At 71.4% G+C, this 20,010-nt stretch carries 18 protein-coding genes; 13 read left to right on the forward strand and 5 right to left on the reverse strand.

The features are described 5' to 3' along the window. Positions 1–229: 229 nt before the first annotated feature. Both EV374_RS06850 and EV374_RS06855 read right to left on the reverse strand, forming a co-directional pair. A complete protein-coding gene (locus EV374_RS06850; protein WP_132232716.1) occupies positions 230–433 on the reverse strand; it encodes a hypothetical protein in 204 nt (67 codons plus the stop codon). 210 nt (positions 434–643) lie between these two features. Continuing rightward, positions 644–847, reverse strand: a complete 204-nt coding sequence (locus tag EV374_RS06855) for a hypothetical protein (RefSeq protein ID WP_132232718.1) — start codon at positions 845–847, stop codon at positions 644–646. A 972-nt stretch (positions 848–1,819) separates the two neighbouring features. Here EV374_RS06855 and EV374_RS06860 point away from each other — a divergent pair. From EV374_RS06860 to EV374_RS06875, 4 genes are all read left to right on the forward strand, one after another. Beyond that, entirely contained in the window at positions 1,820–3,250 is a 1,431-nt protein-coding gene (locus tag EV374_RS06860; RefSeq protein WP_165947722.1) for a phage major capsid protein, read from the forward strand. Positions 3,251–3,326: 76 nt separating this feature from the next. Continuing rightward, positions 3,327–3,593 carry a hypothetical protein gene (locus EV374_RS06865; RefSeq protein WP_132232722.1) on the forward strand — a complete coding sequence of 89 codons (267 nt, stop codon included), beginning with the start codon at positions 3,327–3,329 and terminating at the stop codon, positions 3,591–3,593. Positions 3,594–3,678: 85 nt separating this feature from the next. Continuing rightward, the gene (locus EV374_RS06870; protein WP_132232724.1) at positions 3,679–7,056 is read left to right on the forward strand and encodes a hypothetical protein; all 3,378 of its coding nucleotides are present in this window, start codon (positions 3,679–3,681) and stop codon (positions 7,054–7,056) included. Positions 7,057–7,216: 160 nt separating this feature from the next. Continuing rightward, a complete protein-coding gene (locus EV374_RS06875) occupies positions 7,217–7,744 on the forward strand; it encodes a hypothetical protein (RefSeq protein ID WP_132232726.1) in 528 nt (175 codons plus the stop codon). Between the two features lie 85 nt (positions 7,745–7,829). Here the strand turns inward: EV374_RS06875 and EV374_RS06880 are convergent, their stop codons facing one another. Continuing rightward, complete coding sequence (locus tag EV374_RS06880; protein WP_486485616.1) at positions 7,830–8,048, reverse strand: helix-turn-helix transcriptional regulator; 219 nt, start codon at positions 8,046–8,048, stop codon at positions 7,830–7,832. Positions 8,049–8,340: 292 nt separating this feature from the next. On the opposite strand from EV374_RS06880, the gene EV374_RS33260 reads away from it, so the two are divergent. Next, positions 8,341–8,502, forward strand: coding sequence for a hypothetical protein (locus EV374_RS33260; RefSeq protein ID WP_486485617.1), 162 nt, complete (start codon positions 8,341–8,343; stop codon positions 8,500–8,502). A 100-nt stretch (positions 8,503–8,602) separates the two neighbouring features. Here EV374_RS33260 and EV374_RS33265 read toward each other — a convergent pair whose 3' ends face one another. Together EV374_RS33265 and EV374_RS06895 are read right to left on the reverse strand one after the other, a co-directional pair. Next, entirely contained in the window at positions 8,603–10,165 is a 1,563-nt protein-coding gene (locus EV374_RS33265; RefSeq protein ID WP_486485618.1) for a magnesium chelatase domain-containing protein, read from the reverse strand. Positions 10,166–10,217: 52 nt separating this feature from the next. Next, complete coding sequence (locus EV374_RS06895; RefSeq protein WP_121396090.1) at positions 10,218–10,577, reverse strand: YraN family protein; 360 nt, start codon at positions 10,575–10,577, stop codon at positions 10,218–10,220. A 295-nt stretch (positions 10,578–10,872) separates the two neighbouring features. On the opposite strand from EV374_RS06895, the gene EV374_RS06900 reads away from it, so the two are divergent. From EV374_RS06900 to EV374_RS06935, 8 genes are all read left to right on the forward strand, one after another. Then, complete coding sequence (locus EV374_RS06900; RefSeq protein WP_486485619.1) at positions 10,873–12,138, forward strand: hypothetical protein; 1,266 nt, start codon at positions 10,873–10,875, stop codon at positions 12,136–12,138. A gap of 309 nt (positions 12,139–12,447) precedes the next feature. Further along, positions 12,448–13,344, forward strand: coding sequence for a 30S ribosomal protein S2 (gene rpsB / locus EV374_RS06905; RefSeq protein ID WP_132232730.1), 897 nt, complete (start codon positions 12,448–12,450; stop codon positions 13,342–13,344). A 135-nt stretch (positions 13,345–13,479) separates the two neighbouring features. Further along, positions 13,480–14,310 carry a translation elongation factor Ts gene (gene tsf / locus EV374_RS06910; protein WP_132232732.1) on the forward strand — a complete coding sequence of 277 codons (831 nt, stop codon included), beginning with the start codon at positions 13,480–13,482 and terminating at the stop codon, positions 14,308–14,310. Between the two features lie 162 nt (positions 14,311–14,472). Further along, positions 14,473–15,240 (forward strand): UMP kinase, encoded by a 768-nt coding sequence (gene pyrH, locus EV374_RS06915; RefSeq protein WP_132232734.1) that lies wholly within the window; start codon positions 14,473–14,475, stop codon positions 15,238–15,240. Positions 15,241–15,315: 75 nt separating this feature from the next. Then, positions 15,316–15,873 carry a ribosome recycling factor gene (gene frr / locus EV374_RS06920; RefSeq protein ID WP_089001534.1) on the forward strand — a complete coding sequence of 186 codons (558 nt, stop codon included), beginning with the start codon at positions 15,316–15,318 and terminating at the stop codon, positions 15,871–15,873. A gap of 294 nt (positions 15,874–16,167) precedes the next feature. Further along, complete coding sequence (locus EV374_RS06925; protein WP_132232736.1) at positions 16,168–17,352, forward strand: phosphatidate cytidylyltransferase; 1,185 nt, start codon at positions 16,168–16,170, stop codon at positions 17,350–17,352. 104 nt (positions 17,353–17,456) lie between these two features. Continuing rightward, positions 17,457–18,608, forward strand: a complete 1,152-nt coding sequence (gene rlmN, locus EV374_RS06930; RefSeq protein ID WP_132232738.1) for a dual-specificity RNA methyltransferase RlmN — start codon at positions 17,457–17,459, stop codon at positions 18,606–18,608. Between the two features lie 31 nt (positions 18,609–18,639). Beyond that, positions 18,640–20,010, forward strand: a complete 1,371-nt coding sequence (locus tag EV374_RS06935) for a DivIVA domain-containing protein (protein WP_132232740.1) — start codon at positions 18,640–18,642, stop codon at positions 20,008–20,010.

Here is a 20,010-nt window from a genome sequence, read left to right on the forward strand (position 1 = left end):
CAGCCGTCAGACTGACTTGTCAAGCTGGGCTCACGCACCGTCGGTCCGCCGGCTGCTGGGCGGTGTGTGGTAGCCCTGCCCCTGCCTGGGGCCGCGCGGGCGTTGTTGCGTTGTGTCGTCCGCCCGACAGAACCTGAATCGCCCGGGGGCGTCGTGCTTGGCCGCCGACGACGGGCCCCAACTCCGGGCGACCCCAGCCCCCGCCAGGGATCGCCCGGATACCGAGGTGTCAGGCGTCGTTTCGCATCAAGTAGTTGAGTGCCCCGAAGAACAGCGGGGCCGAGCCGGCGAACGCTCCAGCTCCCACGATCAGGGACTTACCAAAGCTCGGGTCCATCGCCCAAGTGATCCAACTGGCAACCGTCGCGACCTGACTCGACCCGAGGGCGACAACGGCCAGGCACAGCAGACGAACCGGGAAACTCATCTCCACATCCCACCTCTCACTAGACAGACTCCACCGCCGGTAGGCGGGACCCGTTGTTGTGAGGGGGCTATGAAGTTGTCTCTCCACTGTGGCTCGCCGCAGGCTGACCATCAAGATTCTGTGACGGCGGTCACATGTTTGGGTCGGGGCGGGATGTCCGGCTGTCGGCTCCGGGCGACCCCAGCCCCCGCCAGGGATCGCCCGGAGTCCGAGGCATCAGGCGTCGCGACCGGTGAGGAACCTGATCGCCGTGAGGACCAAGAGGGCGCAGCCGGCGAAGGACGCCCCGCCCGCGAGGAGGGCCTGGCCGATGTTCGGCTCGATGGCCCAGGAGATCCAACTGGTGACCGTGCCCGTCAGGCTGGCCGCCAGGACGGCGACGGCCAAGCACAGCAGGCGAATGATGGCGTCGTTACTCAACCCAACCTCCACTAGACACACTCCACCCATTAGGGCTGGCTTGGGCTGGTGAGGCCCGGTGTTGCTGTGGTTGGTTGGTTCATTCAATGTCAACGCTGGATTTCGACCTCGCAACTAAATGTGACGGCGGACACTGACTTTTTGTTGATCATGGGACCCCATTGGTGTCGGTGCCTGGTTGGCCGCCCGATGGTCTTCGGGCGGCTTCCTTCGCCCTCTCCGTGGCCCGGGGTGCGTAGGTGCCCGGGAGCCCACACGAGGCCCACGACGGGCACGGGAGGCGTGCGGACGAGGCCAGCGGGCGAGGGCCCCGAGCTGTGACCGCTTTTTGGGGCCGCAGGTAAAGGAAGACCCCGCCATTCGTCCGCTCTTCTCTCCCTCCTCGCCTATCGGAGGAATAGGGGGGAGAGAGATGTCGGTTTGATGCCGCCATTGAATCGCATGGTCCGATGGTGGGATGGAGAGGGACAACGGCCGCAGATGCCGGCATTGCGGGCGGCTCCGTTCACCGGCAGCAGCCCGAATCGAGACCGAGCGCGAGGCGGCCGAGCGGCGTAGGAGCTTCAAGCAGCCGAAGAGGCGGCAGGAGCACGCGGCCCGGGGGGTTGAGGCTGCCCGTTTGAAGGCGGAGGGCCTCACCTGGGCCCAGGTGGCGGACCGGCTCAAGTTCGTGAGCCCGTCGGCGGCCAGCCGGGCAGCCGAACGACACGGGAGGCCCGAGGATATCGGCCGGTGGACCCGATGACGTAACGGCAGCCACATCGGCATTCTGTCGCGCCAAATCGCGTGATGGAATGGGAATGTAGCGCGGGGCGTGGCCGGCTGGCCGCCGCTCAATCGCGGACGGGGGCTGAACATTCGTCTCCGTTCCGGCCCGGCACCGGTTGGGTTTCACCGACCGCCCGCCACCCGGCTTTCTGTCGAGTCTTAAAGACTCCGGGGAGCCTCGGGGTCGGAGTGGGAGTAAGTGCAATGGACCGCGAGCAGATCCGCGCCCGGCAGATGGAGATCGTCGACCAGTTGCAGGCGATCCTCAGTCGCGCCGAGGGCCGCGACCTGAGCGAGGCCGAGGCGGCGGAGTTCGACCGACTCGACCAGGAGTCGCGCGACAACGAGGCGAAGCTTCGGGGCCACAACAGCGAGGCCGAGGAGCGTGCGGCCCGTCGCAGCCGGGCCGAGCAGTCCCGGGCGCAGTGGGGTAGCACCAACACCGGGGCCCCGCAGGCGGACTCGTTCGACCTGAACCTGACCCGGGCGGACGACCGGACGGTTCTGGACCACGCGCGTCGGCTGGTCGGCGAGCAGCGCAACGAGGCGACCGCCCACCTGGGCCCAGAGCAGCGCGCCCGGGTCGAGAAGCTGCTGCGGACGTCGAACGAGTCCACCAACGGTGCGGACCTGGCCCGGTCGGTCATCGCGACTTCCCGGCCCGAGTACCGCTCGGCGTTCATGAAGTTCGTCGCTGGCCGCCAGGACGAGATGACCGACCCGGAGCGTCGGGCGGTGTCCGAGGTGCGGGCCCTCTCGATCGGCACTGGTTCGGCCGGTGGCTACGCCGTCCCGGTGAGCATCGACCCGACGATCATCATGACCGCCCAGGGCTCCTCGAACCCGATCGCCCGGCTGGCCCGGGTCGAGACGATCACCACCGACAAGTGGAAGGGCCTCAGCTCGGCCGGGATGTCGTGGAAGTGGGACGCCGAGGCGGCCCCGTCCGACGACGACTCGCCGACCCTCGCGCAGCCCGAGATCGACACCCACCGGGCCGACGGGTTCATCCCGTACTCGATTGAGGTCGAGATGGACTGGCCGTCGTTCGTCGAGTCGATGGTGGAGCTGTTCGAGGAGGGCTACAACGAGCTTCTCGCTTCGGCCCTCACCGTCGGCACCGGGGCGAACACCCCGACCGGTCTGATCCCCGCCTTGGTGGCCGCTGGTGGCGCGACGGTCCGCCAGGTGGCGACCTCGGCGACCCTGGCCCCCGCCGACATCTACGGGCTGTGGGGCAGCCTCCCGGAGCGGGCCCGCAACCGGAACACCACGGCGTGGATGTCCTCGGTGTCGGTCGAGAACTCGATCCGGCAGTTCGGCACCACCGACCCGAACTTCACCGAGAACATCACGGTCGAGGGCGTGTCGCGGCTGTTCGGCAAGGAGTACGCGAAGAACGACTTCATGGCGGTCATGCCGGCGGCGGGCAACACGAACCCGCTGCTGGTCGCGGGTGACTTCAAGAAGTACATCGTCGCCCAGCGTATGGGCATGACGGTCGAGAGAATCCAGATGCTGTTCGACCCGGCGACCAACCGGCCGACCGGCCAGCGGGGCATGGTTGCCTACGCCCGGGTCGGTGCCGGTGTGGTCGACGCGGGTGCCTTCCGCCTCCTGGTCAACAAGGTCTGACGACCCCTGCGCCTGTGGTGGCTGCCTTGACGGGCGGCCACCACGGGCCGGGTGACTTTGGAGGGAGGTCCCGAAGGTGAACGAGATCGAAGCGCGGGCACTCGCTCGGCATGTTCGGCTGATGCGGCTGTCGATGGACACGACCGGCTACTACCGCGACGAGTACACCGAGGGTCGGCGTTGTGCCGGCCCTGGCTGCCAAATCGAGGTGTACGCCCACGACATCGCCGAAGGCCGCCGGGCCGACATCTACTGCACCAACTGCAAGCCCGCTCGGCTGTGCTCGCCCGACCAACTGCGGTCGAAGCTGCACGACCTGCGCCAGCGGCTCGGCCGCAAGTAAAACCACCCCGCCCCGGGGTTCCGCTGACTCCTCGTCGGGGGTCGGGACCTCGGGGCGGGGTTCACCCCCGACGAGGAGTAAAACGATGGCGTTCCCGCTGGACCCGTTGCCGCTGACGACTGAGCTGTTCATCGGCGGGGGCGTCGGTTGGGTGGACATCGCCGAAGACGTGCGGCTGTCCTCGGCCAGCTCCGGGGGTGGCGTCTCGATCACCCGGGGTCGGTCGGCGGAGGGCACGCGGGCGGACCCGGGCCGGCTGACTCTCACCCTGGACAACAGGTCGGGTCGGTACTCGCCGCGTAACCCCAGGGGTGAGTGGTTCGGCCTGTTCGGCCGCAACACCCCGATTCGGGTTGGCGTCGACCTCGCCGCGGACTCATTTACCCGAACCGTAGGCGCCGGGTGGGGTTCAACCGAAGACGGGCGGCCCTGGACGAGGTCCGGGGGCACCGCCGCAGACTTCACCGTCGACGGCAGCCAGGCCAAGCACCTGCACCCGACCGGCGGCATCGTCCGCTCGACGTCGCTCGACCGTGATTGGCTGGACGTCGAGCAGGTCACCGAGGCGTCGATTCCGGCGGTGGCTACCGGGGCCTCGATCGTGGTCGGTCACGTGGCCCGGCTCCAGGTGGGGGCGGGGCACTACTACTGGCTGCGGATGGAGTTCGACGTTGCCGGGAAGCTCTCGGCGAAGATCTCGAAGTACACCGGCGCATGGACCGACCTTGCGGCGGCCAGCTCGATCCCGGGCCTGACCTACACCGCCGGGCAGTCGTACACGCTGCGATCAAGCGTCGTGGGGAGCCGCCTGTCGGTCCGGATCTGGCCGACAGGCACGGTCGAGCCGATCGACTGGACCCTCACGGTGGTTGACCGTTCGATCGCCGCTGCGGGGCGAGCTGGCCTGGCCTCGTGGGTGGTTGGCGGCAACACGAACACCAACCCCGAGGTCCGGTTCGACAACTACCGCGCGATCAACCGCCGTTTCTTCGGCGAGGTAGCCGCCTGGCCGGTTAAGTGGGATGTCGGCGGGTTCGACCGGTGGGTGCCGGTCGAGGCGTCGGGCATCCTGCGCCGGCTCAACCAGGGCACCAAATCATCGGACTCCGCGCTATGGCGGGCGTATGCCAACGCGTCGCCCCCTCCCGTCGCTTGGTGGCCGCTGGAGGACGGTCGGTCGGTGGGCCGGGTTGCCTCTGGGTTGTCTGGCGGTCCGGAGATCACTGAACTGGGGCGCGAGTCCGAAGATACGCAGATCGGCGTCGGCGACTACGACGGTCGGATCGTCTGGGGAGTCGAGGGCGGTCAAGGTGCCGCCTCGCTGGCCGGTCTAAAGACCGGCGGCCGACTGCACGGGAGGATTCCGTCGAGCAGCGAGACGAGCTGGACGTTCGAGTTCGTCGCCCGGTATGACGCAGGCACCGCCGACGGCACCATCTCATTCCCGATGACCCTCTGGTCGGGCGGGAGGTGGGAGTGGACGTTCATGGTCAACCCGAACGGCACCATCATGCTCGCTGGCGGCAGCGTCGACGGGTCGGTAGTGGGCGTGAACCTGTCTGGCGCGTACCCGGGTTGGGATGGGAACTTGCACCACATCCGGCTCGATGTCGAGCAGTCTGGGGCGAATAGCTTGCATTACCTTCGGGTCGACGGCGTGTCGGTCGCCTCCGGCACATGGTCAGGCTTCCTCGCCCCGGTGCCGGATGTGGTGCTGCCGAACTACTACCTCGACAGTGGTGACTACGCCCCCTCGATCGGCCACCTGGCTTTGTTCGCCCCACACGCCCCGTACGGCGACACCACCCGGCCCGCCGCCACCCGAGCGTGGGCGGGCGAGCTGGCCCCCGACCGGATCAAACGGCTCTGCGCCGAACAGGGCATTCCCGTCGCGGTCACCGGAGAGGCCAGCGGGGCGACCGCGATGGGCGAGCAGCGTCCCGGCGGCTTCCTCGATCTGATCGAGGAGTGCGCCGAGGCCGACCTTGGGATCCTGTTCGAGCAGCGGGAAGGGCTCGGCCTGATCTACCGACCCCGCCGGACGCTGTACAACCAGACGCCGGTGGCGCTGTCCTACGAGCATTTATCGCCCCCGTTCGATCCGGTGGACGACGACGACGCCACCCGCAACGATGTAACGGTCACCCGAGTGGGCTCGAAGTCGTATCGGGTGATCAAGAGCGAGGGCCCGCTGTCGGCGCTGCCGCCCCCGGTCGGAGTTGGCAGATACGACACTTCGGTTGAGCTGAACCTCGCCAGCGACGACCAGCTCCCGGACCAGGCGGGTTGGCGGCTGCACCTCGGGACGGTCGATGAAGCCCGGTACCCGACCATCTCGGCAAACTTTGCGTCGCACGCCCTGCGCGACAACCCCGGGTTGGCGGCCAGAATGCACGCCCTCGACTCGGGCGACGTCCTGTCCGTGAGCGACCTGCCCGACTGGCTGCCGCCGGGACCCGTAAAGGTCATGGTTCAGGGCTACACCGAGACGCTCGACGCGTTCGCCTGGGACATCACCTGGAACGGCACCCCCGGTTCGGTCTGGGATGTCGGGGTGGTCGGGCAGACCCGGGCGGCTTCCATCGAGGGGGCTACCCGGCTGGCTGCCCCGATCGGTGCCGGCGACACCTCGATGCTGCTCTCGGCCAGCCAGCACAACGGGCCCTGGACGACCAACCCCGCCCACTTCCCGCAGGACCTGTTGGTCGGGGGCGAGCTGGTGACCGTCTCGGCGATCGGGCCGGCAGTGTCGGACCCGTTCACCCGGACCGTCTCCGGGGGTTGGGGCAGCGAGCCGGGCGGGCTGGCCTACGTCAACTCGGGCGGGACCTCGGCGAACTACTCGGCCAACGGGAACCGGGGGCAGATCTCGCTGGAGGCGATTTTGGCGGCCCGGGGGGTGAACCTGCCGATCGGGGTGTCCGACGTCGAACTGCTCGTGGGGGCCTGCGGCGTGTCTGTCGCCCCGACCGGGACGGCCTACGTCGAGCAGGGGTTCAGGCTCCGGCAGAGCACCCCGACCCGGTTTGTCGACCTGCGGCTGTTCCGGCGGCCAGCCACGAACGACGTGACGTTCGCCTTGCGGCAGTACGTCGATGGGGCGGAGGTCGTGACCGCGTTCCCGGTCGTCCCGGGCGCGTCGGCGGGGTCGTCGATTTCGGTCCGGTTGTGGGCCCAGGGCACGAAGCTGTGGGGCAAGGCGTGGGTGACCGGACAGCAGGAGCGCGACGGCTGGGACCTGGAGCTGAACGTGACCCACGTCGAGCCGGGCGACCTGAACGTCCGCGCGTCGCTGGCCGCCGGGGTGACCAACACCCTGCCGTATCTCACGTTCTACGACGACCTGCTGATCAGCCGGCCCCAGAAGGCGGCTATCTCGGCTCGGGCGGTCAACGGGGTGGCCCGGGGGTGGCCTGCCGGCACCGAAGTGCAGATCGCCGACCGCCGGGTTATCGCTCTATAGCTGGCCGGAATCGACCCCGCGCCCCTTATTGGTCCGGGGTCGATTCGTATTGGCAGTGCATAAGCGCGCCCGGACTGCGCGGGGGGATTGTGCCGTTTCGTATCTGCATGGTGGGATTTTCTTACCAGCGAGACAAGCTCCCACCCCAGGAGGAATGGAAATGGCGAACCGCACTAAGCCCGGCAAGCTCGGCCCCTGCCGCTGCTCCATTTTCGAGGTCGGCACCACCACCGACGGACCCGAGGGCACCGAGCCCGAGGTCACCATCGAGACGACCGGCTGCGACCGGCAGACCCCCCGGCTGTTCGCCCAAGGCCACGACGCGAAGCTGGTCAGTTTCCTGGTCCGGGCCGAGATGGCGGGCAAAGAGGTCCGGTACGGGCGGGCCGAGGGGGTCGTGGTCACCTCCGACGCCGTGACCGCCTGCAAGTCGGTCAGCGAGGCCCTTGGGGTGAAGGTCGCCGCGATGCTGGCCAAGGCCCAGGAGCGGGCAGCCAAGAAGGCGACCAGGCAGCCGAAGCCTGCGCCCCGGGTGGCCGCCATCAAGGTCGGCAAGCACGTCTACGCGGGGGCCGAGATCGACCCCGGCACCGGGGCGGCCACCTACAAGACCCGAGCCGGCGAGACGAAGACCGTCGAGGCCGGTAAGTACGCCATCCAGGAGGCCGCCGGTCAGTCGGTCGACTGATTCACGGAAGCCACGAGAGGGCCCGGGGGTGCGACAACACCCGCCGGGCCCTCTCGGTGTCTCCGCTGGCCTCCGAGGGGCCCCGTCAGCCCTGCTCCTCGTCCTCCGCTGGTGGGCGGGGGCGTCTGTGGTCCCGGATGTACGTCTCGACCTCCGAGCGCAGCCACACCGAGCCGGCTTGCAGCGTCTGGAACGGGCGAGGGAAATGCGGCTGCATGATGATCTGCCTGAACCGCGAGCGGCTGACGTTCAGCATGTCCATGATCTCGGCTGGCCCGACGAGCGGGCCCGGCACCTCACCCATGCACACGACGGTAGGCACACGCAGACCTACCCATATTTGCGCGCCTTATACGGCCTGCCTACGTTGACAGGGGGGTAAGGGCCGGGGTGGAGTTATGGCGGCCCCCCGCCTGGTGGAGGCGGAGCCCGGCGGGCGGGGGTGCCATCTGCAACCGACCCCACCCCGGGAGGCCGAAGTGCAACGCCATTCGCCCGTGAAGCCGATCTGGATATGCGCCGCGTGCGCTCACCCGTGGCCCTGCGGCCAGGCTCGGCTCGACCTGCTCGTGGAGTACGACGGGGACCGCCGAACGATGGCGATCGACCTTGCCGATCTGCTCTACGCGGCGACGAACGACCTGACCCGGCTCTACCCGAAACCGCCGGACGGGTTCGAGATGTACGGCCGGTTCCTCGGCTGGATCCGCAGAGGGCAGCCGGGGCTGACACCGAACTACGGCTACTTCGACCAGTAGCCGGCGAGAGTAGGGCCCCCGGGTTGACCGCCGACCCGGGGGCCGCGCCGTATGTGAGGCCAGGGGGTGCCCACCATCGGCGGCAGGGACGGCACGCTCGCTATGCGCCAGCTCGCCTGGGCGGCGCGGCCTGCTGACGCCTGAACAGGCGGCGCTGCTGCCTCGGCGTACGCCGCGCTGACACCCCGGCAAGGGTGCCGTTCAGTTCGTCCCGCATCACCCACTGGAACATTCGTCGAACGTCCGTGAGGATGCCGAGCACTTTCTGGGTGTGCTCCCTCGGGTACAGCATGTCGAGAGATTGCGTCGTGACCCACAGGGCCGTAATCAACCGCTCGGCGGCTTCCATCGCTTGGTCGCTGGCAACCATGCTGAGGTCGGCGGCGTGCTCCTCGATGGTTGCCAGCTTCTTCCTGATCTCCTCCACCAAATCGTCAAGCATGCCGAGCGTGATGTCGTTGATGCCGTCAAGGCTGACGTCGTTCGGCAGTTCGCTGATCCGGGTGTGGCCGAGTTCGAGTAGCTGCTCGCGTACCTGACCGTCCTCCGGCAGGTCATCGAGGTAGTCCTCTAGGTTGCGCTCGACTCGCATGGTCTCGGAAACGAGGAAGCTGGCCAGGCGTCGACGCTCGTCGTGCCACCGCGCGGCCGACTCCAGCCGGTGCCGCCTGGCCTCGCCCCTCAGGGTCAGCGCCTGACTTAGCCCCGTTCCGAGGAGCACTGAGCCGGCCGCGATGCCGGCCGCCGCGAGTTGCGCTGTCGACGGATCCACGGGTCGAATGTAGGGGCCGAACGCCACCGGCCGGGGCACCCACCATGGGCGCACTGCCGGCACCGTCGCCGTGTGGTGCGGTGCCTGGAACGGCGGGCGGCGCAGCAACCGGCCGCCTGGTGGCAGCAGTCCGGCGATGGAGTGCAGCGCGGTGACTTCCAGCGCGGCCTCGTCGTCCAGCTCGGGCAGGATCGACGGGAGGCGCTCGGCGAGCATGGTCTTGCCGGCTCCCGGCGGCCCGACCAGCGCCAGGTGGTGCCCGCCCGCCGCGGCCACCTCCAGTGCCCTCCGGCCCAGCCCCTGCCCGGCGACCTCGGCCAGGTCGGGCCCGTCGCCGGCCGGCGACGGGCCGTCCGGCTCCGGCTCGATCAGGGGCGAGCCGTCGCGGATGAAGCTGACCAGCCGGTGCAGCGTGTCGACCGCCCGGACCCGGACCCCGGGGACGACCGCCGCCTCGGCGGCGTTGCCGACCGGGACGATCACCTTCCCGACGCCGGCCCGGGCGGCCGCGGCGACCATCGGCAGCACACCGCGCACCGGGCGGACCGTGCCGTCGAGGCCCAGCTCGCCCAGGACCACCACGTGTTCCAGGGGCAGCAGCGGCAGCTCGCCGGAGCCGCCCAGCAGGGCCGCCGCGATCGCCAGGTCGAACGCGGAGCCGAACTTCGGCAGGTCGGCCGGCAGCAGGTTGAGGGTGATCCGCCGGTTGGGCCACCGCTGACCGGAGTTGACCACGGCCGCGCGGACCCGGTCCCGGGCCTCGTGCAGGGCGGTGTCCGGCAGCCCCGAGATGACCACCGCCGGCAGGCCGGCGGCCAGGTCGGCCTCGACCTCCACCAGGTGCCCGGTGACGCCCACCAGGCCCACGCAGAGCACCTTCGCGTAGCTCACGGCGCCACCCGCCGTCGCTCGACGCCGGACCCGGTCCGGTCGGGCCCGCCCATCAGAACGCCCCCTTGAGGTGCTCGACCCGGGCGGCGCCGGCGCCGGTCAGGCGTACGGAGACGACGTCGAAGCGCACCTCGTCGGCGGTGGTCCCGGTGTCGGCGAGCCACCGGGCGGCGAGCCCGCGCAGCCGCCGCGCCTTGGCCGGTACGACCGCCTCCGCCGGCGGCCCGAACTCGTCGGTGCGGCGGGTCTTCACCTCGCAGAAGGCGAGCACCGGCCCGTCCCAGGCGATGATGTCGATCTCCCCGGCCGGGCAGCGCCAGTTGCGGGCCACCGGGCGCAGTCCCGCCCCGATCAGGTGCCGGACGGCGCACCTCTCCCCGTACGCGCCGACCGCCTGGTTCCGCTTCGTCATGCCCGGCACGGTGCCCCCGGCGAGCGGGCAACCGCCGCCCCGTGCCCCGGAAACTGTGGACGACGGGCGCACTGTGGACGAACGGACGATCATGCCCTCGTCGTGCTATGTGGTCCGCCTGGGTGGACCGCCGCCACGAGCCACGCGGTTCGGCGCTGAGCTGGGCCGACCCGTCCGTCGCCGTCCCCGCCACCGCCGTCCCCCGACCAGCGGCGCGGGTGACCGGTGCTCCCGGTGGCGCGGATGTCCCGGGGGCGAATGGCGCCCGTGGAGCCGGTCGCATACCGTGCCGGACGTGGACGGACGACGGAACTTTGTCGAAGATCAGGAGTCGCGCTGGTATCCGGCCGACCGCGACCGCGACCGTGACCGTGACCGCGAGAGCGGCTACGGGGAGGCGGACTGGCGCGGTGCGGCCGAGGGCCGGTACCGGGACGACGACCTGAACGCCCCCGAGCAGCGCCGGTCCGCCGAGGACGGCCGCTACGGCGATTCCACGGGGACCCGACGTGGTGAACCAGGACGCTTCGGCACGTCGACGGAGCCCGACTCCGGGCGCTTCGCGGCCGTCGAGCCCGACTCGGGCCGGTTCGGTGCCGTCGAGCCCGACTCCGGACGCTTCGCGGCCGTCGACGCCGACCGGGGCCGCTTCGGCGGGTCGGAGGACTCGGGCCGGTTCGCGGCCACGGGACGGGAGGACCCGGGCCGGTTCGCCGTGCCGGGACCGGAGGATTCCGGCCGGTTCGCCGCCACGGGATCGGAGCCCGGGAGGTTCGGCGAGGCCGATTCGGGGCGCTTCGCGGCGGTGCCGCCGCTCGGGGACGCCCGGTCGGAGACCGAGGGATACCGGGCGAGCCGCTCGCGCCGGGCCGAGGCGGACCCGGAGATCTCCGGGGAGCTGCCCGCCGACCGCCCGGGCCGGCGCGCCGCCCGGGAGTCGAGGGAGACCCGCGACGCGCTGTCGACGTCGGGTGTCGACGCGCTGGGCGGGGCGGGACCCGTCGGGCGGACCGTGGATCCGGCCCGCCCGGCCCCGCTGGGCGGCTACCCGATCGTCGCGCCCGGTCGGGCGGCCGAGGCCGCGAGCCCGGCGGAGACGCCGGTCGACGAGCCCGCCCGGCCGGTCGAGCCCCCGCACCCGCTGGAGATGCCGACCGGGCCGATGCCGCCGATCGCGCCCCGCGGCGACCTCGCGCCGGGGGAGCTGCCGGCGTACCCGCCGGTGGTCGCCCCGCATCCGGGAGCGCCGGCGGGCGACGGGGTCTACCGGACGCGGCGGCCGGCGCTGGCCGCGCTCTTCACCCTGCTGGTCCTGGTGTTCGAGGTGCCCGCGATGCGGGTGCTGCTCAGCGGCGTGACCGGCGACCCGGTCTCGGCCGCCGATGTCGTGGTGGGGATCTTCCTGGTCTGCGGCCTGCCGATCTTCGCGATCGGCCTGTACGGGCTGCGCACCGGCGGGCTGTCGCTCGCGGAGGGGAGCCGGGGCTGGTTGCGTCCGCCGACGGCGTACCTGACCGTGGGCCTGGTGCTCTTCGTCGCCGCCGCCCTCGCGGTCCGCTGACCCTCGACCGTCGGGACCGCCCCGCCTGACGGCTGGCCCCGGCCAGGGCGGGCGCGCCGAGTGCCGGAAATGGGCGTTCCGACCCCTTCCCCGCACCCGAGGCATCGGGGGCGGGGAAGGGGCGTACACTGGTCGACTGGCGACCGCCTCGCGCGGTCGACCTCGCGCGCCCTCTCCACGAGTCGTCGTGGGGCGACGGCCTCCCTGGTCCCGATCTTGGTCGGGCCCGCCATGGCCGCCGACCGGGCGCCAGGACGCCCGGCCGCCTGGCCGGGCGGGACAACCAGGGACCACGAGGAGTACCCCACCATGGCCGTCGTGACCATGCGTCAGCTGCTGGAGAGCGGTGTCCACTTCGGGCACCAGACCCGGCGCTGGAACCCGAAGATGAAGCGCTTCATCTTCACCGAGCGCAACGGTATCTACATCATCGACCTGCGCCAGACCCTCGACTACATCGAGAAGGCCTACTCGTTCGTGCGCGGGACCGTCGCCGAGGGTGGCAGCATCCTCTTCGTCGGCACCAAGAAGCAGGCCCAGGAGGCCATCGCCGAGCAGGCGACCCGGGTCGGTCAGCCCTACGTCAACCACCGCTGGCTCGGCGGCATGCTGACCAACTTCCAGACGGTCTACAAGCGGCTCCAGCGGATGAAGGAGCTGGAGGCCCTGGGTGACCTGAGCGGCACCGCCGCCGGGTACACCAAGAAGGAGACCCTGCAGCTCTCCCGCGAGAAGATCAAGCTGACCCGCACGCTCGGCGGTCTGCGGGACATGCAGAAGCTCCCGGCCGCGATCTGGGTGGTCGACACCAAGAAGGAGCACATCGCCGTCGACGAGGCCCGCAAGCTGGGCATCCCGGTCATCGCGGTGCTCGACACCAACTGCGACCCGGACGAGGTCGACTTCCCGATCCCGGGCAACGACGACGCGATCCGCTCGGCGGAGCTGCTGACCAAGGTCGTGGCCGCCGCCGTCGCCGACGGCCTGATCGCCCGTTCCGGCCGTCGTCGCGGCAGCGACGAGAAGCCGGAGCCGGGCGTCGCCTCCGACGAGCCGCTGGCCGAGTGGGAGCGTGAGCTGCTCGAGGAGCCGAAGAAGGCCGACGAGCAGGCCGAGCAGGCCCCGCAGGCAGAGCAGGCCCCGCAGGCCCCGCAGGCCGAGCAGGCCCAGCCGGTCGAGCAGCCGGCGACCGCCGCCGCGGAGTGACCGCACCGCCGCCTCCCCGCCGCCCGTTCTCCCGGGCGGCGGGGAGCGGCAGGTACGCCGGGCACGTCGCGCCCGGATCCGGGTAACCGGCACCAGGACCAACCCACCCGCAGTCTCAACACCGAAGAGAGAGCCATGTCCAACTTCACCGCCGCGGACGTCAAGAAGCTCCGCGACCTCACCGGCGCCGGCATGATGGACTGCAAGAAGGCGCTGACCGAGGCCGAGGGCGACTTCGACAAGGCCGTCGAGATCCTGCGCGTCAAGGGCGCCAAGGACGTCGGCAAGCGGGCCGGCCGTACGGCCGCCAACGGTCTGATCGCCCACTCCGGCAAGGCGCTGCTCGAGCTCAACTGCGAGACCGACTTCGTCGCCAAGACCGACGCGTTCATCGAGCTGGCCCAGCAGCTGGTGGAGCACGGCGAGCGCAGCGGCGTCGGCACCGCCGAGGAGCTGCTCGCCACCGAGCTGGACGGCAAGACCGTCGCCGACCTGGTGCAGGAGCAGTCCGCCAAGATCGGCGAGAAGCTCGTCCTGAACCGCTTCGCCAAGCTCGACGGCACCACCGCCGTCTACCTGCACCGCAAGAGCCAGGACCTGCCCCCGGCGGTCGGCGTGCTGGTGCAGTACACCAGCACGGCCGGCGACGAGGCGTCCGACTCGGACGCCCGGGGCGTGGCGATGCAGATCGCCGCGATGCGGCCGAAGTACCTCACCCGGGACGAGGTGCCGGCCGACGTCGTCGAGTCCGAGCGGCGCATCGCCGAGCAGACCGCCCGCGAGGAGAACAAGCCCGAGGCGGCCCTGCCGAAGATCGTCGAGGGTCGGGTGAACGCGTTCTTCAAGGACTACGTCCTGCTCGAGCAGGCGTCGGTCGCCGACAACAAGAAGTCGGTGAAGCAGCTGCTGGCCGATGCCGGCATCGAGGTCACCCGCTTCGTGCGGTTCGAGGTCGGCCAGGCCTGAGCCGCCCCCGGGCGCTTCCGCGCCCCGCGGGCAGGGAAACGTCGACGAGGAGGCCGCCGGTGTACGTGACAGGCACCGCGGCCTCCTCGTCACATAGGGTCGGCTACGGCAGTTTCGCGGTACGCGGCGTACGGGACGTGCGCATGGGGAAGGGCGGGGCGGATGACGCAGGTTGTGAGTGACCGGAGTCTGGCGGCGGACGATCCGACGGCGCCACCCCCCGGTCGGGCCCGCCGGGTGGTGCTGAAGCTCTCCGGTGAGGTGTTCGGCGGGGGCGCGATCGGGGTGGACCCGGACGTCGTGCAGGCCATCGCCCGGCAGATCGCCACCGTGGTCCGCCGCGGCGTGCAGGTCTCGGTGGTGGTCGGCGGCGGCAACTTCTTCCGGGGCGCGGAGTTGCAGAAGCGCGGCATGGACCGGGCCCGGGCCGACTACATGGGCATGCTCGGCACCGTGATGAACTGCCTCGCGTTGCAGGACTTCCTGGAGAAGGAGGGCATCGAGACGCGCGTGCAGAGCGCGATCACGATGGCCCAGGTCGCCGAGCCGTACATCCCGCTGCGCGCCATCCGGCACCTGGAGAAGGGCCGCGTGGTGATCTTCGGCGCGGGCGCCGGGATGCCCTACTTCTCCACCGACACCGTGGCCGCCCAGCGGGCCCTGGAGATCCGCGCCGACGTGGTGCTGATGAGCAAGAACGGCGTGGACGGTGTCTACACCGCCGACCCGCGGGTCGACCCGACCGCCAGCAAGTTCGACGCGATCACCTTCTCCGAGGTGCTGCGGCGCAACCTGCGGGTCGCCGACGCCGCCGCGTTCAGCCTGTGCATGGAGAACGGCCTGCCGATGCTGGTCTTCGGCGCGCAGGGCGACGACACCATCATCCGGGCCGTGGGTGGCGACAAGATCGGCACCCTGATCACCGCCTGAGCGGCCCGACCCGACCTCAGCGGTCCCTCCGACACGACAAGCCCACGACGAGCACAGAAGGAGGCGAGGAGACCGGTGATCGACGACACCCTCCTCGAGGCCGAGGAGAAGATGGAGCGTGCGATCGAGCACGCCAAGGAGGAGTTCGGCGCGATCCGCACCGGTCGCGCCAACGCCGCCATGTTCTCCAAGATCATCATTGACTACTACGGCAGCCCCACGCCGTTGCCCCAGATGGCGTCCATCGGGGTCCCCGAGCCGCGCATGGTGATCATCAAGCCGTACGACAACTCGCAGATCAACGCCATGGAGAAGGCGATCCGCGACTCCGACCTCGGCGCCAACCCGAACAACGAGGGCAACCAGCTCCGCATCCTGCTCCCGCAGATGACCGAGGAGCGCCGCCGAGAGATGATCAAGGTCGCCCGGCACAAGGGTGAGGAGGCCAAGGTGGCCATCCGCAACATCCGCCGCAAGGGCAAGGAGGAGCTGGACCGGCTCGTCAAGGACGGCGAGGTCGGCGAGGACGACGGCCGCCGCGCCGAGAAGGAACTCGACGACCTGACCCAGCGCTTCGTCGCCGCCGTCGACGACCTGGTCAAGCACAAGGAGAACGAGCTTCTCGAGGTGTGAACCGCGCGCCGGCACTCCGCCGGCGGCGACGACGTCGTGGCACCGGCGCTCCACCGCCCGATCTCCGGCGGCGGGCCCGGTGCCACCGTCGTCGGCGGGCCGGCACGGGGCCGGTCGGACGTGAGGGATCGGCGGGTGCAGTAGGCTCGGCAGGATTCCCGGCACCCTGCGGTGAACGGTGGGAATCGGCCGGCCGTCGGGCGGGTCAACCGGACGGAACAGTCGCGCGGGTAGGGGAATGGTTGTGGTTGTGCGTCATCTGGTGGATCTCGTACCGGTCCCGCTCGGTGCGTGATGGCCCACCTCGATCCCCACGGCAGCGCCGAGCCCCGCGGCTGGGACCGCCCCGACGCCCCCGCCCCGGCGCCCGCCCTCCCCTGGCCGGAGCCCGAGATCGATCCGGGTCGGTGGGACCGCCGTCCCGACGCGTACGCCGAAGTGCCGGCCCGCTCCCGCCCGCACGCCGACGTGGCGGCGGCCGGTGAACCGGCGGCGGTGAACGGCCACCGCGACCGTCCCGACGACTCCGAGTACCCGACCACCCAGCTCGAACCGGTCCGGGACGTCGAGCCGGAGCCGGAGCCCGCGCCGCCCCTGGGCCGCCGGCAGCGCGGTCGGCGCCGGGCCGGCGCCGACCGGCCCCCGACCCAGCAGCCCGTCCCGAGCCGGGCCGGGCGCAACCTGCCGGCGGCCATCGCCGTCGGCGTGGGCCTCGGCGCCCTGATCGTGGTGCCGCTGTTCTTCTACCGGACCGCCTTCCTGGTGGTGGTGGCCGCGGCGGTCGCCATCGGCATGTGGGAGATGGCCCGGGCGGTACGCCGCAGCGGCGCGCACCCGCCGCTGGTGCCGCTGATCGCCGGCGGGGTGCTCACCATCGGGCTGGCCTGGTTCTCCGGCCCCGACGCGCTCAGCCTCGGCCTGCTGGTGACCGTGCTGGGCACCATGGTCTGGCGGCTCGGCGACGGGCCGGGCGGCTTCCAGCGTGACCTGACCGCCGCCACCCTCATCGCCGTGTACGTGCCGTTCCTCGGCGGCTTCGCCGCGCTGCTGGCGGCGGTGCCCGAGGACGGCGACCTACGGGTGCTGGTGACGCTGGCCGCGGTGGTCCTCTCCGACACGGGCGGGTACGCCGCCGGCGTCAGCTTCGGCAAGCATCCGATGGCCCCCTCGATCAGCCCGAAGAAGTCCTGGGAGGGCTTCGCCGGCTCGGTCACCGCCGCGGCGCTGGGCAGTGCTCTGCTGCTCTGGCTGCTCCTCGACGTGGCCCCGTGGTGGGGCGCGCTCTTCGGGTTGGCGGTCTCCGGCGCCGCCGTCCTCGGTGACCTCGCCGAGTCCATGATCAAGCGGGATCTCGGGGTGAAGGACATGAGCAACCTGCTCCCCGGGCACGGCGGCCTGATGGACCGGTTGGACTCGATCCTCTTCGCACTGCCGACCGCGTACCTGCTCCTGGCGGTCTTCGTCCCGGTGCTGGAGTGAGGCGTGAATCACCCGTCGTCAGTGGTCCCGCCCGGGCGGCGGGGGGCGATTCGGCACCTCCGGACAGGTGTGTCGGCCGTCCGGCGTGACAGACTGGACGCGCCATGACGAGCTTGCCCCTGATCCCCGCAGACCCCGACGCCCCCGGGCGGCGGCCCGCGATGCCGCCCCGTCACCTCGCCGATCTCGACCTCGCCGGCCGCCGCGCCCTGGTCGCCGAGCTGGGGGAGCCGGCGTTCCGCGCCAAGCAGGTCTCCACCCACTACTTCGGTCGGCTGGTGCGTGACCCGGGGCAGATGACCGACCTGCCGGCCGCCACCCGGGAGAAGCTCGCCGACCAGCTCCTGCCCCGGCTGCTCACCCCGGTCCGCGAGCTGGCCTGCGACGACGGCGCGACCCGCAAGGCGCTCTGGCGGCTGCACGACGGCTCGCTGGTGGAGAGCGTGCTGATGGGTTACCCGGACCGCGTCACCGTCTGCATCTCCAGCCAGGCCGGCTGCGGCATGGCCTGCCCGTTCTGCGCCACCGGGCAGGCGGGGCTGACCCGCAACCTCTCCACCGCCGAGATCGTCGACCAGGCGGTCTACCTGGCCGGGGTGGCCGCCTCCGGGGCGGTGGCGGGTTCGCCGCCGCGCCTGTCGCACGTGGTCTTCATGGGCATGGGCGAGCCGCTGGCCAACTACTCCCGGGTGGTCGCGGCGATCCGTCGGCTGGTCGCCCCGGCACCCGAAGGGCTCGGGCTGTCGCAGCGCCACATCACGGTCTCCACGGTGGGCCTGGTCCCGGCCATCCGCCGACTGGCCAGCGAAGACCTCTCGGTGACCCTTGCGTTGTCGCTGCACGCCCCCGATGATGAGCTGCGCGACGAACTCGTGCCGGTCAACCAGCGCTGGAAGGTGTCCGAGGTGCTGGACGCGGCGTGGGACTACGCGGCCCGCACGGGGCGTCGGGTGTCGATCGAGTACGCCATGATCAGAGACGTGAACGACCAGCCGTGGAGAGCCGATCTGCTCGGGCGGCTGCTGGCCGGGAAGCTGACCCACGTGAACCTCATCCCCCTCAACCCGACTCCGGGCAGCCGTTGGGACGCCAGCCCCAAGCCGGTCGAGCGGGAGTTCGTCCGGCGGCTGCGCGAGGCCGGGGTGTCGACGACCGTGCGGGACACCCGGGGTCGCGAGATCGACGGAGCGTGCGGGCAGCTCGCCGCCGCCGAGGACATTGACACCGACACCGACCGGGCCGGGGAGAAGGCGTGACCGGGCGTAGCGAACGAGACCAGGAGACATAGTGGCGAGTCAGGGTCAGCGTTTCCGGCGTAAGGCGCTCCGTCGGGGATACAAGGTCGACGAGGTCGACGCCTTCCTGGACCGGGTCGAGGCGACGCTCGACGGCCGTCCGGTCGGCGCCCCCGTCGCCTCCCAGGAAGTCCACGACGTCGTCTTCCGGGTCCGCTTCAACGGCTACGACGAGTGGCAGGTCGACCTGCACCTCGACCGGGTCGAGCGGCAGCTGGCCGAGCTGGAGGAGCGCGGTGGCGCCGGCGGCCGCGGCGGCGACCCTCGCGACGCCGACCGCCTGGGCCCGCCCGACCGCCCGGGTGCCCCCGACCGCATGGGTCCGCCCGACCGGATGGGCCCGCCGGACCGCCTGGGCCCGCCCGACCGCATGGGCCCCCCGACGCGTGACGACCGCGGCATGTCGCCGGTCCCGCAGCCGATGCCGCCCCGGCCGATGCCGGCGCAGGCCGGTCCGCCCAACGACCGCTACGGCCGCTACGACGAGCCCACCGGTGCCTTCGCCGGCGGTTACGACGCCCCGCGGGGCGGCTATGAACCGCCGCGCGGCCCCGGTGGCCCCGGCGGCCCCGGCCCGATGGGACCGGGCGCCCCGATGGGCCACGGCGCTCCGCCGCCGCGCGGCCTGCCCGCCGGCCCCAGCGGCTACGGCGACGGTCCCGGCAACTACGGCGACGGCCCCGGCGGTGGCTACGGCGACCGTCCGGGCAACTACGGTGATGGCCCCGGCGGTGGTTACGGCGACGGCCCCGGCAAGTACGGCGACGGCCCGGGCGGTGGCTATGGCGACGGTCCGGGCGGCTACGGCGATCGCCCGGGCGGCTACGGCGACGGCCCGGGCGGTGGCTACGGGGACGAGCCGCGTTTCGACGGGTTCGAGGCCGGCCGGCGCGCTCGCGCCGACATGACCGCCGAGATCCGGATGCCCGAGCGGGACCTGCGTGACCTGCGGGGCCGGGGCCCGGCCGGGCCGCCTCCGCAGCCGGGCTTCGGCGGCCCACCGCACGCCGGCCCACCCGTGGGCGGTCCGCCGGTCGCGGGTCCACCCGTCGGTGGCCCACCCGTCGGTGGCCCGCCGCCGATGGCCGGCCCGCCGATGGCCGGTCCCCCCGGCAGCGACCTCTACCGCGTCGACCAGATCCGTCGCAGCTTCCAGGTGCGCCGGTTCGGCAGCGGGTACGACCCCGACCAGGTCGACCGGTTCTTCGACACGCTGCTGGGCGGCATGCAGGGGCGCAACCCGATGCCGGTGAACCCGAAGGAACTGGACACGCTGCGCTTCGGGCTGGTGCCGGGCGGCTACTTCGAGGCCGAGGTCGACGCCGCGCTCAAGGACGTGCAGGACATCCTCTTCGGCCGCTGA

The sequence above is a fragment of the Micromonospora sp. CNZ303 genome, from assembly GCF_004345505.1.

Excerpts from the sequence above, each read along its gene's own strand:
- EV374_RS06860 (WP_165947722.1), top strand. The coding sequence starts at position 1,820 with ATGGACCGCGAGCAGATCCGCGCCCGGCAGATGGAGATCGTCGACCAG.
- EV374_RS06870 (WP_132232724.1), top strand. The coding sequence starts at position 3,679 with ATGGCGTTCCCGCTGGACCCGTTGCCGCTGACGACTGAGCTGTTCATC.
- EV374_RS06875 (WP_132232726.1), top strand. The coding sequence starts at position 7,217 with ATGGCGAACCGCACTAAGCCCGGCAAGCTCGGCCCCTGCCGCTGCTCC.
- EV374_RS06880 (WP_486485616.1), bottom strand. The coding sequence starts at position 8,048 with ATGGGTGAGGTGCCGGGCCCGCTCGTCGGGCCAGCCGAGATCATGGAC.
- EV374_RS33260 (WP_486485617.1), top strand. The coding sequence starts at position 8,341 with ATGGCGATCGACCTTGCCGATCTGCTCTACGCGGCGACGAACGACCTG.
- EV374_RS06895 (WP_121396090.1), bottom strand. The coding sequence starts at position 10,577 with ATGACGAAGCGGAACCAGGCGGTCGGCGCGTACGGGGAGAGGTGCGCC.
- rpsB (WP_132232730.1), top strand. The coding sequence starts at position 12,448 with ATGGCCGTCGTGACCATGCGTCAGCTGCTGGAGAGCGGTGTCCACTTC.
- tsf (WP_132232732.1), top strand. The coding sequence starts at position 13,480 with ATGTCCAACTTCACCGCCGCGGACGTCAAGAAGCTCCGCGACCTCACC.
- pyrH (WP_132232734.1), top strand. The coding sequence starts at position 14,473 with ATGACGCAGGTTGTGAGTGACCGGAGTCTGGCGGCGGACGATCCGACG.
- EV374_RS06925 (WP_132232736.1), top strand. The coding sequence starts at position 16,168 with ATGGCCCACCTCGATCCCCACGGCAGCGCCGAGCCCCGCGGCTGGGAC.
- rlmN (WP_132232738.1), top strand. The coding sequence starts at position 17,457 with ATGACGAGCTTGCCCCTGATCCCCGCAGACCCCGACGCCCCCGGGCGG.